The organism is Micromonospora sp. PLK6-60 (genome assembly GCF_019890675.1).
In the GTDB taxonomy this organism is placed as follows: domain Bacteria; phylum Actinomycetota; class Actinomycetes; order Mycobacteriales; family Micromonosporaceae; genus Micromonospora.
In genome coordinates this window covers 380896-395668 of sequence record NZ_JAIOAA010000002.1, presented here as the reverse complement: position 1 = coordinate 395668, position 14773 = coordinate 380896, and the positions used below count along the sequence as shown (strand labels likewise).

General features: G+C 75.3%; 15 protein-coding genes. 7 read left to right on the top strand and 8 right to left on the bottom strand.

Annotated elements, in window-relative coordinates:
• The first annotated feature begins 192 nt into the window (after positions 1-192).
• A complete protein-coding gene (locus K7640_RS04780; RefSeq protein WP_222953453.1) occupies positions 193-1677 on the top strand; it encodes a methyltransferase in 1485 nt (494 codons plus the stop codon).
• On the top strand, positions 1677-2099 hold the full coding sequence (gene dtd, locus K7640_RS04775) for a D-aminoacyl-tRNA deacylase (RefSeq protein WP_222953452.1): 423 nt from the start codon (positions 1677-1679) through the stop codon (positions 2097-2099). The genes K7640_RS04780 and dtd overlap by 1 nt, the downstream gene beginning before the upstream one ends.
• 116 nt (positions 2100-2215) lie before the next feature.
• Here dtd and K7640_RS04770 read toward each other — a convergent pair whose 3' ends face one another.
• Positions 2216-2986 (bottom strand): sporulation protein, encoded by a 771-nt coding sequence (locus tag K7640_RS04770; RefSeq protein WP_222953451.1) that lies wholly within the window; start codon positions 2984-2986, stop codon positions 2216-2218.
• A gap of 262 nt (positions 2987-3248) precedes the next feature.
• On the opposite strand from K7640_RS04770, the gene sigB reads away from it, so the two are divergent.
• The 4 genes from sigB to K7640_RS04750 all read left to right on the top strand — a co-directional run bounded on the left by sigB (position 3249) and on the right by K7640_RS04750 (position 5667).
• A complete protein-coding gene (gene sigB / locus K7640_RS04765; RefSeq protein WP_374198052.1) occupies positions 3249-4253 on the top strand; it encodes an RNA polymerase sigma factor SigB in 1005 nt (334 codons plus the stop codon).
• 111 nt (positions 4254-4364) lie between these two features.
• Complete coding sequence (locus K7640_RS04760) at positions 4365-4718, top strand: metalloregulator ArsR/SmtB family transcription factor (protein WP_308042457.1); 354 nt, start codon at positions 4365-4367, stop codon at positions 4716-4718.
• Positions 4715-5227, top strand: coding sequence for an SRPBCC family protein (locus K7640_RS04755; RefSeq protein ID WP_308042456.1), 513 nt, complete (start codon positions 4715-4717; stop codon positions 5225-5227). The genes K7640_RS04760 and K7640_RS04755 overlap by 4 nt, the downstream gene beginning before the upstream one ends.
• Positions 5224-5667 carry a VOC family protein gene (locus K7640_RS04750; RefSeq protein ID WP_222953449.1) on the top strand — a complete coding sequence of 148 codons (444 nt, stop codon included), beginning with the start codon at positions 5224-5226 and terminating at the stop codon, positions 5665-5667. Before K7640_RS04755 ends, K7640_RS04750 begins: the two co-directional genes overlap by 4 nt.
• 76 nt (positions 5668-5743) lie before the next feature.
• On the opposite strand, the gene K7640_RS04745 is transcribed toward K7640_RS04750, so the two are convergent.
• The 3 genes from K7640_RS04745 to K7640_RS04735 are packed head-to-tail and all read right to left on the bottom strand — an operon-like array spanning position 5744 to position 10412.
• Positions 5744-8299 carry a bifunctional GNAT family N-acetyltransferase/acetate--CoA ligase family protein gene (locus K7640_RS04745; RefSeq protein ID WP_222953448.1) on the bottom strand — a complete coding sequence of 852 codons (2556 nt, stop codon included), beginning with the start codon at positions 8297-8299 and terminating at the stop codon, positions 5744-5746.
• Positions 8300-8324: 25 nt separating this feature from the next.
• Positions 8325-9506 (bottom strand): acetoin utilization protein AcuC, encoded by a 1182-nt coding sequence (locus K7640_RS04740; RefSeq protein ID WP_222953447.1) that lies wholly within the window; start codon positions 9504-9506, stop codon positions 8325-8327.
• 48 nt (positions 9507-9554) lie between these two features.
• Positions 9555-10412: a sulfurtransferase gene (locus tag K7640_RS04735; protein ID WP_222953446.1), complete on the bottom strand. Its 858-nt coding sequence runs from the start codon at positions 10410-10412 to the stop codon at positions 9555-9557.
• A 100-nt stretch (positions 10413-10512) separates the two neighbouring features.
• On the opposite strand from K7640_RS04735, the gene K7640_RS04730 reads away from it, so the two are divergent.
• On the top strand, positions 10513-11193 hold the full coding sequence (locus K7640_RS04730; RefSeq protein ID WP_222953445.1) for a metal-dependent transcriptional regulator: 681 nt from the start codon (positions 10513-10515) through the stop codon (positions 11191-11193).
• A 13-nt stretch (positions 11194-11206) separates the two neighbouring features.
• Here K7640_RS04730 and K7640_RS04725 read toward each other — a convergent pair whose 3' ends face one another.
• The 4 genes from K7640_RS04725 to K7640_RS04710 all read right to left on the bottom strand — a co-directional run bounded on the left by K7640_RS04725 (position 11207) and on the right by K7640_RS04710 (position 14765).
• Positions 11207-11758: a hypothetical protein gene (locus K7640_RS04725; RefSeq protein WP_222953444.1), complete on the bottom strand. Its 552-nt coding sequence runs from the start codon at positions 11756-11758 to the stop codon at positions 11207-11209.
• Between the two features lie 82 nt (positions 11759-11840).
• A complete protein-coding gene (locus K7640_RS04720; RefSeq protein WP_222953443.1) occupies positions 11841-12083 on the bottom strand; it encodes a DUF5522 domain-containing protein in 243 nt (80 codons plus the stop codon).
• Between the two features lie 149 nt (positions 12084-12232).
• Positions 12233-13741, bottom strand: a complete 1509-nt coding sequence (locus K7640_RS04715; RefSeq protein ID WP_222953442.1) for an alpha/beta fold hydrolase — start codon at positions 13739-13741, stop codon at positions 12233-12235.
• Between the two features lie 88 nt (positions 13742-13829).
• Entirely contained in the window at positions 13830-14765 is a 936-nt protein-coding gene (locus K7640_RS04710) for a DUF2332 domain-containing protein (RefSeq protein WP_222953441.1), read from the bottom strand.
• Positions 14766-14773 lie beyond the last annotated feature (8 nt).

Here is a 14773-nt window from a genome sequence, read left to right as displayed (position 1 = left end):
GACATCGACAGACTCCCTACCGGCGCACCCGGACGGACTCGTGGCCGCCGGATGCCCCTGTCACGAACATTGCCGGAGACTTTAGCCAGCCATCGAGATTGATGAAAGGGATGAGGCTCAATTTCCTGAGCTGAGAGGCCAGATGTCGCGGGTGCCGGCCGGCGGAGGCGGTCCGGGGGGCAGGATGGCGGCGTGGACCGACACGACATGCTGCTCTCCCCCGCCGGCGTCGACGCGCTGCGCACCGCGCTGACCGAGGCGGGCTACACGTCGAACGGCATCGCCGCCCGGCTCGGCGCGCAGGCCACCGGCGGGGTGGCCCGCAACGACTTCCGGGCCGCGCTGCGGGCGACCGAGGACCGGGACCCGCTCGGCACACTGATCCGGGTGTTCATCTGCGAGCAGACCGAGCCGGAAGCGGCGGTGGCCGCCGCGCTGGCCCCGCTGGCGCTGGACGAGGCGCTCGCCGCCGGGCTGGTCGAGCGGCACGGCGACGGCCTGCGGATGGGCCTGGACCTGGAGCCGTACGCCGACGACTGGTGGGTGCTCGCCGACGTGCCGGCCAGTGCCCGCCCGGGTCGCCCGCTGCACGCCGAGCACGTGCTGGGCATCGGCGGCGCCACCCAGACGCTGATCGGCGCGACCGTCCGCCGGCCGGTGGAGACGGCGCTCGACCTGGGCACCGGCTCCGGCGTACAGGCGCTGCACCTGGCCACGCACGCGCGGCGGGTGACCGCCACCGACGTCTCCGAGCGGGCGTTGCGCTTCGCCGCCACCACGGCGGCGCTCAACGGCCAGGACTGGGAGCTGCTGCGCGGCGACATGGTCGCCCCCGTGGCCGGGCGCCGCTTCGACCTGGTGGTGAGCAACCCGCCGTTCGTGGTCGGCCCCGGCACCACCACCCACGTCTACCGCGACTCGGGCCGGGTCGGCGACGCGATCGGCGCCGAGCTGGCCGCCGCCGCGCCGGGCCTGCTCACCGAGGGCGGCACCATGCAGTACCTGGCCAACTGGGTGCACGTGGCCGGCGAGGACTGGGGCGAGCGGGTGGCCGGCTGGTTCGCCGGCACCGGGCTGGACGCCTGGGTGATCCAGCGCGAGGTCGCCGACCCGATGGCGTACGTGAACCTCTGGCTCACCGACGTCGGCGAGGCGCCCGATCCGCACCGGATGGCGGCCTGGCTGGACTGGTTCGACGCGCACAAGGTCGAGGCGATCGGGTTCGGCATCGTCTCGCTGCGCCACGGCGGGCACGCCGACCCGGTGGTCCGGGTGGAGGACCTGCGCCAGCGGGTCGAGCCGCCGATGGGCGACCGGATCGCCGCCTGGTTCGACCGCCAGGACTTCCTCCGGGTACGCGACACCGACGCGCTGCTCGCCGAGCGCTACCGGGCCGCCGACGGGCTCCAGCTGCGGCAGGAGGCCACCATGGGCGACGAGGGCTGGGCGGTGGACCGGCAGGTGCTCGCCATGCCGCACGGGCTGCGCTGGACCGAGGAGATCGACCCGCTGGTGCTCTCCCTGGTCGGCGGGGCGGACGGTCGGCTGGCCCTGCGGGACCAGTTGGCGCTGCTCGCCGCCGCGCACGACGTGGCGCCGGAGGAACTGGCCGAGGCGGCCGGCCCGATCGTGGCGCACCTGGTCGAGCGCGGCTTCATCGAGCCGGTGCGTGGCTGATGCGGGCGGTGGTGCAGACGGTCGGCCGGGCCAGCGTGACGGTCGACGGCGAGGTGGTCGGCCAGATCACCGACGGCCTGCTGGTGCTGCTCGGCGTCACCCACGAGGACACCCCGCAGGTGGCCGAGACGATGGCCCGCAAGATCCACGAGCTGCGCATCCTGGACGACGAGCGCAGCGCCGCCGACACCGGGGCGCCCGTCCTGGTGGTCAGCCAGTTCACCCTCTACGGTGACGCCCGCAAGGGTCGCCGCCCCAGCTGGACCCGGGCGGCCCCCGCCGAGCTGGCCGAACCCCTGGTCACCGCGGTCGTCGAGGCGCTGCGCGGCCGGGGCGCCAAGGTCGAGACCGGCCGCTTCCGCGCCCACATGCTGGTGGAAAGCGTCAACACCGGCCCCCGCACCCTCCTCCTGGACCTCTGACCCCCCGCCGCATCCCGCCCCCGCCCCGTTGATCATGGAGTTAGCGGCACTCAGGGAGATCGACTTCGCCGTCAACTCCATGATCAACGGGGTGAGCTTGCCGGGGTGGGGTGGGGTTAGGGGAGGGAGTTGTGGAGCCAGGAGGTCAGGTGGGGGGTCCAGTCGTGGGTGTGGGCGGTGGCGTGGTCGACGGTGAAGCGGCCGAAGTTGTCCCGGCCCTCGGTGCGCGGGCCGCCGCGCTTGTCCAGCTCCAGGATCACCTCCACCCGCTGCGGGTCCGTGACGAAGGTGAGCTCCAGTTGGTGCACCGTGTCGGCGTAGCGGGGCGCCGGGTCGAACTCGATCTCCTGGTAGAACGGCAGGTCCTGCCGTACGCCGTAGAGGTGGCCCCGCTCGACGGCCGCCCCCGCGAACCGGAAGCCCAGCCGCAGCAGCGCGTCCAGCAGCGACTCCTGCGCCGGCAGCGGGCGCACCGCCACCGGGTCCAGGTCGCCCTGGTCGACGGCGCGGGCCACCTCCAGCTCGGTGCGCAGCCCCATGGTCATGCCGGGCAGCCGCTGCCCGCAGAGGTCGGTCAGCGGCGTCTGCCACGGCACCGGGAAGCGGAACGGCACGTCGTGGCGCTGCCCCGGCGCCAGCCGGAACGACCCGGTCACCTGCTGGCGGCCGAACTCCTGGTCGGTGTCGTACGCGCCGTCGGCGCTCTCCACCTCGACCCGGGTGACCAGGCTCAGCGCCAGGTACGACACGTCGACGGGGTGGTCCCCGCCGGTCACCCGCATCCGGCCCGCCAACTGGCCGCCCGGCCGGCAGTCCGAATCGGCCAGCACGGTCTCCACCGTCGGGCCACCCTCCCCCATCGCCTGCCTGAGCCGCTTGAACACCACGCCCTCCGTTGCCTGGCGGTACGCCGATCGGCGGGCTGAAACGGTCGCCGGGCCCCTGCGGCCCCGACCGCCCACCGCTGGCACCGTAAGCACGGCGGTCGGGACTTCTCCCGCTTTTCCGCCCGGATTGCTGTCGGTTCCCCGATCGCCTCACTCCCGTCTCACGCCCAACACGGGAAGCTGTTCTCATCGGGCGCACCGCATCGGCACGCGACGCGGACCCGGTGAGCGCCACCGAAAGTGGACACGGGGAGAGACTGAGATGGTCCTGCAGATGATCGAGCACCAGTCGGGTCCGAGCGTTGCCATCGACGGGCACACCGCAACCGAGGCCCTGACCGATCTGGACGCCATTGACGAGCGCGGCGTCTCCACCGACCTGGTCCGCGCGTACCTGAACGGAATCGGCCGCACCAAGCTGCTCACCGCCGCCCAGGAGGTGGAGCTGAGCAAGCGGATCGAGGCCGGCCTCTTCGCCGAGGAGAAGCTGAGCACCTGCACCCCGGTCTCCGCCCAGCTGCGGGCCGACCTGGAACTGATCGTCGCCGAGGGCCGGGCCGCCAAGAACCACCTGCTGGAGGCCAACCTGCGGCTGGTGGTCAGCATCGCCAAGCGGTACACCGGCCGGGGCATGGCCTTCCTGGACCTGATCCAGGAGGGCAACCTGGGCCTGATCCGCGCCGTGGAGAAGTTCGACTACACCAAGGGCTACAAGTTCTCCACCTACGCCACCTGGTGGATCCGCCAGGCCATCACCCGCGCCATGGCCGACCAGGCCCGCACCATCCGCATCCCGGTGCACATGGTCGAGCAGGTCAACCGGATGGTGCGGGCCCGCCGGGACCTGGCGGTGACGCTGGGCCGGGAGCCCACCGTCGCCGAGGTGGCGAAGGCGATGGAGGTGCCCGAGTTCCAGGTCATCGAGCTGATCTCGTACGACCGGGAGCCGGTGAGCCTGGACCAGGCGGTCGGCGAGGACGGCGAGAGCGCGCTCGGTGACTTCGTGGCCGCGGCGGACCCGCGCCAGGAGGCGGGGGACGGCGAGCTGCGCAACGAGGTACGGATCGTGCTGGCCACCCTCTCCCAGCGGGAGCAGGCGGTGATCCGGCTCCGGTTCGGGCTCGACGACGGCCGCCAGCGCACCCTGGACGAGGTGGGCAAGGAGTTCGGCCTGTCCCGGGAGCGGATCCGGCAGATCGAGAAGGGCACGCTGCTCAAGCTGCGCGCCCCGGAGCACGCGCAGCGCCTGGAGGCGTACGCCTGCTGATCGGCTCTTCCTCGCGGGACCCCGGCGGTTCGCCGGGGTCCCGCGGCCTTGACCCGCGACGGCCCGGCGCGGTAGAAACCAACTGGTTATGAAACCAGGAGGTTATGAATGGTGGGCAGTGCGAGGCTGGACGCGACCTTCGCGGCGCTGGCCGATCCGACCCGGCGGGCCATCCTCGCCCGGCTCGCGGCCGGCGAGGCGACGGTGACCGAGCTGGCCGCGCCGTTCGCCATCAGCCAGCCGGCCGTCTCCAAGCACCTGCGGGTGCTCGAGGACGCGGGCCTGGTCAGCCGCCGCCGGCACGGCCCGCGCAGACCCTGCCGCCTGGAGGCCCGGCCGCTGCGCGAGGCGGTGGCCTGGCTGGCCGACTACCGCGACTACTGGGCGGAGAGCTACCAGCGCCTCGACGCCCTGCTCGACGACCTCCAGCGCGCCGGCCCCGTCGACGACGGGGTGCCCGGGTGACCGGCCCGGACGACCCGCTCGTGGTGCACGCCCCCGGCGACCGGGAGATCGTGCTCAGCCGGAGCTTCGACGCCCCCGCGCACCTGGTCTTCGCCGCGTTCACCCGCCCCGAGCTGCTGCCGCGGTGGTACGGCGCCCGCGGCTGGCAGCTGGTCGACTGCCAGGTGGACCTGCGGGTGGGCGGGCGCTGGCGGTTCGTGTCGGCGGGGCCGGACGGCGCCCGGATGGGCCAGAGCGGCGTCTACCGCGAGATCGACCCGCCCCGGCGGCTGGTCTGCACCGAGGTCTTCGACGACCAGTCCTACCCGGGCGAGACGGTGGTCAGCCACGACTTCACCGAGCTGGTCGGCCGGACCACGGTGACCACCACCCTGCGGTACGCCACGGCGCAGGGACGCGACCGGGTGCTGCGGTACCCGATGGCCCGCGGCCTCGCCGAGAGCTACACCCGGCTCGCCGCGCTGCTCAGCACACCGACCAACCCCGACGACACAGGAGGAAGCACGTGAACTGGACGCTGGAAGTGGTGGTGGTGCCGGTCTCCGACGTGGACCGGGCCAAGGAGTTCTACGCCGACCGGCTCGGCTTCCACGTCGACCACGACACCTACCTCGGCGACGACAGCGGGCTCGGCGAGGAGATCGGGATCGCCGAGGGCGCCCGGATCGTGCAGCTCACCCCGCACGGCTCCGGCTGCTCGATCGTGATCGGCCGGGGTGCGGTGCCGGAGATGCCGCCCGGCTCGCTCAAGGGGCTGCAACTGGTGGTGCCCGACCTGGAGAAGGCCCGCGCGGAGCTGGTCGAGCGGGGTGTGGCGGTCAGCGAGATTCAGGTGCTCGGGCAGAACCCGCGCCCGGTGCCGCACCCGCTGGACAACGTCGGCTTCGTCTTCTTCACCGACCCGGACGGCAACGCCTGGTCGGTCCAGCAGATCTCCAGCCGCCCCTGAGGCCGGCCCCGCGCAGCGGAGCGGGTGTTAACAGGGGGCCCCTGCTCTACCGGAGGCGTTAACAAGGGCACCCTCCTTACAGGCGGCGGGGGCCGGTGTCGGGGCGGGACGCCTCGACACCGGTGCCCAGGGTGGCGTGCAGCACGGTGAGGCCGTCGGGGCGGGCCAGCACCGGGTTCAGGGTGAGCGCCCGCACCCGGGGCTGCTCGTCGGCGAGCCGGCCGACCCGCACCAGCAGGTCGGCCAGGGCCGCCCGGTCCACCGGCGCGGCGCCCCGGTGCCCGCGCAGCAGCGGCGCCGCCCGCGGCTCGTCGACCAGCTCGGCGGCGTCCCGGTCGGTCAGCGGCACGGCCCGCCACGCCCGGTCGCCGAGCAGCTCGGTGGCCACGCCGCCGAGGCCGAAGCCGACCACCGGCCCGAACGCCGGATCCTCCCGCACCTCCACCACGCAGGCCACCCCGGGCGGGACCATCGGCTGGACCAGCACGTCCGCGCCGAACACCGGGGCCATCTCGGCGTACGCGCGGCGCAGGGCGGGCTCGTCGGCCAGGTCGAGCCGGACCGCGCCCAGGTCGAGGCGGTGCCGCAGGCCCGGGGCGGCGGCCTTCACCGCCACCGGCCAGCCGAGCCGACCCGCGGCGACCACCGCCTCGTCGGCCGAGCCCGCCGGCACCGACGCCACCATGTCGATCCCGTACGCCCGCAGCAGCGCCGCCACGTCGCCGCCGTCGGCCCGCAGCGCGGCCTGCCCGGCCGCCGCGTCGACCCGCTCCAGCGCGGGCAGCGCGCCGGGCGGGCGGCGCAGCCAGTCGGCGTACGCCGCGACCCGGCCCAGCGCCCGCACCGCCTCCTCCACGCTCGGGTACGCCGGCACGCCCGCCGGCACCCGCCCGGCCAGGAACGTCGCCACCACCGGCTTGCCCGCGGTCACCGCGTCGGGCAGCGCGGCGGTGAAGTCGCCCTCGGAGTCGGTCAGCTGGCCGGGCAGCGGCGGGGCGAACACCGCCACCACCGCGTCCACCTCGTCGTCACCGGCCGCCCCGGCGAGCGCGGCGGCGAACTCGGCGGCGCCGGCGCGCGGGCCGACGTCGACCGGATAACCGGCCGCCACGGTCAGCTCGTTGGCGGCGCAGGCGGTGGCGGCCAGCCCGGTCAGCGCCGAGGAGTTGCCCACCACGGCGACCCGCCGGCCGGCCGGCAACGGCTGGCCGGCCAGCAGCACGCCCACGTCGAGCAGCTCGGCGACGGTGTCCACCCGGATCACCCCGGACTGCGCGAAGAGCGCGCTGACCGCGGCGGCGTCCAGCGGCGGTCCCTCGCCCACCCCCACCGGCCGGGCCAGCGACGCCAGCGCCACCACCGGTTTGCTCCGGCCGATCCGCCGGGCCAGCCGGGCGAACTTGCGCGGGTTGCCGAACGTCTCCAGGTAGAGCGTGATGACGTCGGTGCCGGGGTCGTCCTGCCAGTATTGAAGTAGGTCGTTGCCGGAGACGTCGGCCCGATTGCCGGCCGAGACGAAGCTGGACAGGCCCAGCCCGCGCCGGGACGCCTCGGCCAGCAGGGCCACCCCGAACGCGCCGGACTGGCTGAACACCCCCACCCGGCCGGGGGCCGGCAGCACCGGAGCGAGGGTGGCGTTGAGGCGTACCGCCGGGTCGGTGTTGGCGACGCCGAGGCAGTTCGGGCCGACCACCCGCATGCCGGCCCGGTGCGCGGCGCGGACCAGGGCGCGCTGGGCGGCCGCCCCCGCCGGACCCGACTCGGCGAAGCCGGCCGAGATGACCACCAGGCCGTGCGCGCCGGCCGCCGCCGCGTCGGCCACCACCTCGGTCACCGCCTCCGGCGCCACCGCCACCACCGCCAGGTCGACGGGGGTCCCGGCGGCCGCCGCCGACGGGTACGCGGGCAGCCCGGCCACCACCGGGGCGCTCGGGTGCACCGGCACGATCGCCCCGGTGAAGCCGCTGTCGCGCAGGTGCCCGAGGACCGCCGCGCCGACGCCCTGGCCGGTGGCGCTGGCCCCGTACACGGCGATGGCTTGCGGGGCGAGCAGCCGGGCGATCGAGCGCGCCTCGGTGCGGTGCTCCCGGCCGCGCTGCACCTCCAGGGTGGCCTCGGTGGGGGCGATCGGGAAGCTCAGGTGCACCACGCCGTCGGCGTACTGGCGCTGGACCTGGTAGCCGAAGTCGGCGAAGACCCGCAGCATCGCCCCGTTGGCCGGGAGCACCTCGGCGACGAAGTGCACGATGCCGTACCGGCGGGCCGCGTCGGCCAGGTGCTCCAGCAACACCGAGCCGATGCCCCGGCCCTGGTAGGCGTCCTCCACCACGAACGCCACCTCGGCCTCCGGGGACTGCGGGCCGAGCCGCTCGTACCGGCCGACGGCGACGATCCGGTCGCCGGCCAGCACCACGAACGCCTCCCGGTCGCGGTGGTCGACGTGCGTGAACCGGCGCAGGTCCCGTTCCGGGATGCGCGGGTACGGCGAGAAGTAGCGCAGGTAGCGGGTGCGCTCCGAGAAGCGCGAGTGCATGGCCACGATGTCCGGGGCGTCGTCGGGGCGGATCGGTCGCAGCTGGACGGTCGTGCCGTCACTGAGCAACACGTCCACCGGTTGGTCGACGATGGTCACCGGTCGGTCCTCCCCCACCGCCGGCTCAGTCGCGCGGATCGTGCGGATCGAGCCCCAGCAGCGGGAAGACCGCCTTGCGGCTGGCCGCGATGGCCCGGTCCACCGCGTTCGGCTCGCCGGTCGGCTGCCACGGCTGGTACGCCGGGTCGACGTCGTCGGTCATCCGCAGCGGGACCTCCCGGCCGGGCAGCCGCCGCTGGGCCAGCTCCCGCCAGGCGGGCGGGGTCAGCGTGGCCGGGTCGACCGGCTCGCCGGTGGCCACGGCCAGCAGGTGCGTCCAGGCCCGGGGCACCACCTCGACCAGCGCGTACCCGCCCCCGCCGGTGGCCACCCAGCGGCCGTCGCACAGCTCGTCGGCCAGCGCCCGCAGCGCGCGGTAGGTGGCCCGCTGGCCGTCCACCGACAGGTGCAGGTCGGCCAGCGGGTCGAGCCGGTGCCCGTCGGCGCCGCACTGGGTGACCAGCAGCTGCGGCCGGAACGCCCGCAGCACCGACGGCACGATCGCGTGGAAGGCGCGCTGCCAGCCCGGGTCGCCGATGCCCGGCGGCAGGGGCACGTTCACCGCGCTCCCCTCGGCGCCCGGGCCGCCCGTCTCGTCCGGGAACCCGGTGCCCGGGAAGAGCGCCAGCGGGGTCTCGTGCAGGCTGACCGTGAGCACCCGCGGGTCGTTCCAGAAGACCTGCTGCACGCCGTCGCCGTGGTGCACGTCGACGTCCACGTACGCGATCCGCTCGGCGCCGAGGTCGAGCAGGCGGGCGATGGCCACCGCCGGGTCGTTGTAGACGCAGAACCCGGCGGCCCGGTCCGGCATGGCGTGATGCAGGCCACCGGCCACGTTGACCGCCCGCCGGGCCTCGCCCCGCCACACCGCCTCGGCGGCGGCCACGGTCGCCCCGGCGATCAGCGCGCTGGACTCGTGCATGCCGTCGAAGACGGGATTGTCCGAGGTGCCCAGCCCGTACCCGGCGAAGAGCGGGTCGCGCGGCGCGACCCGCACGGCGTCCAGGTAGCCGGGCCGGTGCACCCGGGTCAGCGTCGCGTCGTCGGCCGGCTCCGGCTTCACCAGCCGGACCCCGGGGCGGTCCAGCACGCCCAGCTCGCGGGCGAGCGCCATGGTCAGCTCGACCCGGACCGGGTCGAGTGGGTGGTCACCCATGTCGTAGGCGAGCAGGGACTCGTCCCACACCACCACCGTGTCGTCGGACATGGGGCCATCGTCGCACGCGCCCCGGTCACCGCCCAGCTGACCGGCGGTTCAGCCGCCCGGTGTCGCGCCGGTGGCCACCGGGCGGCCCGGGTCGGCCACCCACTCGCTCCACGATCCGACATAGAGCGCGGCGTCCGGCCGGCCGGCCAGGTGCAGCGCGAGCACGGCCTGCGCGGCGGTCACCCCGGAGCCGCAGTACGCCCCGACCGGTGCGTCCGGCGCGACGCCGGCGGCGGCGAACCGCTCGCGCAGCACCGCCGCGGCGGGGAACCGGCCGTCGGCGACGTACTCCGGGGCGGGCAGGTTCACCGCGCCCGGCAGGTGCCCGGCGACCGGGTCGATCGGCTCGGTCTCGCCGCGGTAGCGGGGGGCGGCGCGGACGTCGAGCAGCGTGCCGGTGTCGGCGGCGGCGAGCCGGGCGGCCGCGTTCGCGTCGAGGACGGGCAGCGCGCCCGGCACGACGGTGACGTCACCGGGGGTCGGGGCCGGCGGCTCGGTGGTGACCGGCAGGCCGGCGGCGACCCAGGCCGGGAAGCCGCCGTGCAGCAGCCGGACCGGCCGGTGCCCGGCCCAGCGCAGCGTCCACCAGGCCCGCGCGGCGGCCATGCCGTCGCCGCCGTCGTACACGACCACGGGGTGATCGGCGCGGACCCCGGCGGCCCGCAGCGCGGCCTGCAACGCGGCGGGGTCGGGCAGCGGGTGCCGGCCGGCGGCGCCCGGCGGCCCGCACAGCGCGGTGTCCAGGTCGACGAAGACCGCCGCGGGCAGGTGCCCGGCCGCGTAGTCGTCCCGGCCGGGTGGGCCGGTCAGCCGCCAGCGCACGTCGAGCAGGGTGGGCGGGTCGGGGCGGGCCAGCTCGGCGGCGAGCTGCCCGGGCTCGACCAACGGCTCGGTGGTTCCGGACATGCCGCCCAGTCAACACCATCTCCGGCCGCCGCCTCACCGTTCGGTGCCGGCCGGATGTCGGGGGCCCGAGGTAGCATCGACCCCCAGGGAGGCCGCTGACGTGAAGCATGACCTGGTCGACACGACCGAGATGTACCTGCGCACGATCCTGGAGCTGGAGGAGGAGGGCGTGCCCCCGCTCCGTGCGCGGATCGCGGAGCGGTTGCGGCAGAGTGGTCCCACCGTCAGCCAGACCGTCGCCCGGATGGAGCGCGACGGGCTGCTCACCGTCGAGGGCGACCGGCACCTGAGCCTGACCGCGCTGGGCCGCAACACCGCCGTGTCGGTGATGCGCAAGCACCGGCTGGCCGAGCTGCTGCTGGTCAACGTGATCGGGATGCCCTACGAGGAGGCCCACGAGGAGGCCTGCCGGTGGGAGCACGTGATGAGCGACGCGGTGGAGAAGCGGGTCTACGAGCTGCTCAACCGGCCGACCCGCTCGCCGTACGGCAACCCGATCCCCGGGCTGGAGGAGCTGGGCAGCGCCGAGCCCGCCGAGACGCCGGAGACCGAGCGCAACCTGGCCTTCCCCGGCCTGGCCGGCCCGGTGGTCGTCCGCCGGATCTGCGAGAGCGTGCAGACCGACTCGGACGTGCTGCGCCAGCTGCACGCGGCGGGGGTGGACCCGGGCGCCACGGTCACCGTGGCACAGGAGCGGGACGGAGTGTTCATCGACCGCTCCGGTGACCGGATCCGGCTGCCCCGCGAGGTGGCCTCCCGGGTGTTCGTCGCCGCCGGCTGAGCGGTCCCGCCGGTCAGAGTTCGCGGGTGCGCACCCCGCGGGCGAGGGGGACCAGCTTGCCGGTCAGGGTGTCCGCCGCGCTCTGCGCGGCGCCGGGGCCGAAGGTCCAGCGCAGGCTGGCCAGCCGCCCGTCGGTGGCCAGCCAGCACACCTCCGCCGCCGGGCCCTGCTTGGCGTTCTTCGCGGCGATCGTCCGGCGGTAGCCGATCTGCCCCAGCTTCGGCACGTTCGTGGCACCGCGGGGCAGGATGTCCTCGCGGAACGTCACCGCGTCGATCGACGTGTCGCTGACCGTCAGGGTCAGCTCCGGCCAGACCTTCTCGCCGCGCACCACGCAGGTGTGGGTGGGCCCGCTGGTGCTCGCCGCCGCCACCCGGAACCGGGTACCGCTGTGCTTGGCGATGATGTCGAAGTCGAGCAGCCGACAGGCTCCGCCGGACGAGGCCGCCGCCGGCTCGACCGGGACCGGCGCCGCGGCCGGCATGGCCACCGGCTCGGGCTCGCCGCCACAACCGGCCACCACGAGTACGACGGCCACCCCGGCCAGCCCGATCCGCCCTTGCACGCGCAACCTCCCGTCGTCGGCGGGGCACCCGCCGGATGTCCGTCGGACACCGTACGGGGTGGCCGGTTCTGCGCGGAAGCCCTCAATCGTCCACATACGGACAGTGGCGGCAGCCTCGCCCACAGCACGTGCCCCGGCGGGCCAGGAAACCGGCGCTGAGCACGAAGAGACCGGAGCCCGGGTCCAGGTAACCGGCCTCACCGGCGGCCAGGGCCGCCGCGTGGGCGGCGAGAATCCGGGACCGGTCGGGATGCTCCGGGGACAGCCGGGACGGGTGCGGCTCGGTCAGGGGCCGGTCCGCCAGCGGCCGTCGCTCTCCGGTCACCGGCCGAGTCTACGAAGCGACCCCCGAGCCACCGCACGGGCGGGGCGGGCCGCCGCGCGGGCGGGAAGGCGGGGGCGAGATGCCGCGTGGCGGGCCTTCCCGGGCCGCGAGGGCGCGAGGTACGGCGTGCCGGGCCTGCCGTCCGAGGGTCAGGTGCCCGGGGCGGTCGTGGCGGCGAGCACCCGGTCGAGCACGGCGACGAACTCGTCGGGCCGCTGGTACAACGAGCGGTGCCCGGCGCCCGCCAGCACCACCCGCTCTTTGCGGGGCGCCTGGAGGTCGGCGTACCACTGCTGGAGCAGGGCGAGCCGGCCGGGCACCTCGCGCTCGCCGTCGACCAGCCAGACCGGCACGTCCAGGCTCGGCACCTGGCGGCGCAGGTCGACGCCCTGCTCGGTGGGATAGAGCACGTCGATCCCGTCGAAGGTGCCACTGAGCACGTGCACCTTCTCCAGCAGGGCGTACTCGGGCACGTTCAGGTTCTCCCCCTGCCCGCCCCGACCCTCGCTGTGGTCGGTGCGGTCGAAGTCGAAGGCGCCGGTCTCGTTGGCCAGCAGCGGCTCGTAGGAGTACATGTCCCGGTACGGCGGCGCGCCCCGCGCGGTCAGCTCCCGGGCCAGCTCGTCCCGCCCGGTGCGGCGGGCCCAGGCGACGGTGTCGGCGTACTGGCTGCGGTCGGCCTCGCGCAGGTCGACCGCCTGCCCCACCCCCACGTACGCCCGGAACAGCTCCGGCCGCCGCTGCACCGCCGTCACCCCGACCAGCGACCCGCCGGAGTGCCCCATCAGGTAGATCCGGTCCTGCCGGAACCGCGTGCGCAGGTAGTCCGTCACGGCGAGCGCGTCGTCGACCTCGCTGTCCAGGGTGAACGTGGACGAGGGTGGAAACGCCGCCCAGGACTTCGACGCGCCCCGCCGGTCCAGCGTGGCCACCACGAAGCGCCGTTCCAGCCCGGCGAGGTGCCGGCGCACCGACCCGATCTCCGAGGAGCCGGGCGCCCCGGGCACGAACAGCAGCACGGGCGCGTCCGGGCGCTGCCCGCGCAGCAGCAAGCCCAGCTCCCGGTCGCCGTTGCGGACACTGGTCAGCTCGGCGACGCCGCCGGGAATCGGCGGCGTCCGGGCGGGCTGGGCGGCGGCCGCCCCGACCAGCAGCACCAGCGCGGCGAGCAGGCCGACGCCCACCCGGCCCAACCAGGTCCACACCGCCCGCCGTGGCCGGGGCCCACGGGCGAGCGCCAGATCCCGGTCGGCGCCGGACGCCGGACCGGCGGCGGACGCGGGGCGGAGCAGGCGGGCCAGGCCGGCCCCGTACGCGGCGCCGATCAGCAGCGGCAGCAGGGTGAACAGCCCGTGCAGCCCACGCCCGAACAGCAGCGCGGCGACGCCGAACGGGCTCGCGTGCGGGGCGTCCACGGTGGGGCCGCGCAGCGGCAGCCGGATCAGCTCCACGGCGAGCGCGAAGAGCACGGGCGCGGCCAGCATCGCCCACCGCGAGCGGGCCGCCCACCCGGCGAACAGGCCGACCGCGACGCTGACCACGATCGAGGTGACCGCCTCGCCGCCCGTGCCCGGGCCCCGCGGTGTCCACCAGCCGACGACGAGGCCCCAGCCGAGCGGGGCCACGGCCGCGAGGGCCAGCAGGGCGGGACGCGGCATCGACGGCTTCGCCAAAGGACACCTCACCGGACCGGAGTCACCTGGCCCCTCAGCGTAGTGAAGAGCCGCTGTAAGCGTTGTCCCCTCACTAACCGAACCAGGTGATCGCCTGCCCGTGGCCCCGGGTCCAGGCCAGCGGCCGGCCGTCGAGGGCCAACACGTTGTGCAGTCCCTCCCCCGGCGACTCGGGCAGCCCGTCGTACGGCACCACGTCGGGATCCTCGTTCGCGATCCAGTGGCCGGGCAGCCCGCGTACCAGCTCGACGAACGCCTCCCGGCGGGGTCTCGGCACCTGATAGAGCACGGAGGTGTGGAACACCACCAGGGTCGCCCCGGCCGGCGCCCGCGCGGCCAGCGCCGGCAGGTCGTCCACCAGATCACCGCGGACCAGCAGCGGCGGCTCGGCCGCGGCGAGCGCGACGGCGGCCCGCAGCCGGTCCCGCCGGTGTGTGTGCTCCGGCCAGATCAGCGCGTCGAGCCAGGCCACGTCGGCCGGGTCGGTGACGTCGAGCGGGTTGAGGTCCAGCCCGGCACGCCAGGCCACCTCCGGCAGCCGGGCCGGCACCGGCACGCCGGTCGCCGCGCAGTCCAGCACCGGCCCGCCCGTCCCGACAGCGCGCTCGCCGTAGCGGTAGGCGTACCGGTCGGGATAGAGGTTCAGCCCTGCGGACGCGCCGACCTCCAGCAGGGCGAGGGGCTGCGGCAGGGCGGCGAGCACGGGCAGCAGCACCGCACAGCGCCCGATCTCGTTGGTCTGCGTCGCCCGTACCCTCAACTGGGCCGCGACCGCCGGCCAGTTCGCCACCGCCCAGTCGCGGAAGGCAGCCGGGTCGTCGACCGGGCCGCCGAGCAGGCGTACGACGCCGAAGAGCAGGTTCGGCTGCCGCCGGGCCGCCGGCAACTCGTCGAGCAGCGCCAGCACCTCGGCGTCCCGGGAGACGGCCAGCGCCAGCCGCTCGTACGCCGGTGACACGCCGCGCGCCTCGCGGACGGCGAACCGGACGTAGCTCTCGGCGGTCGTCATGCCCCCGA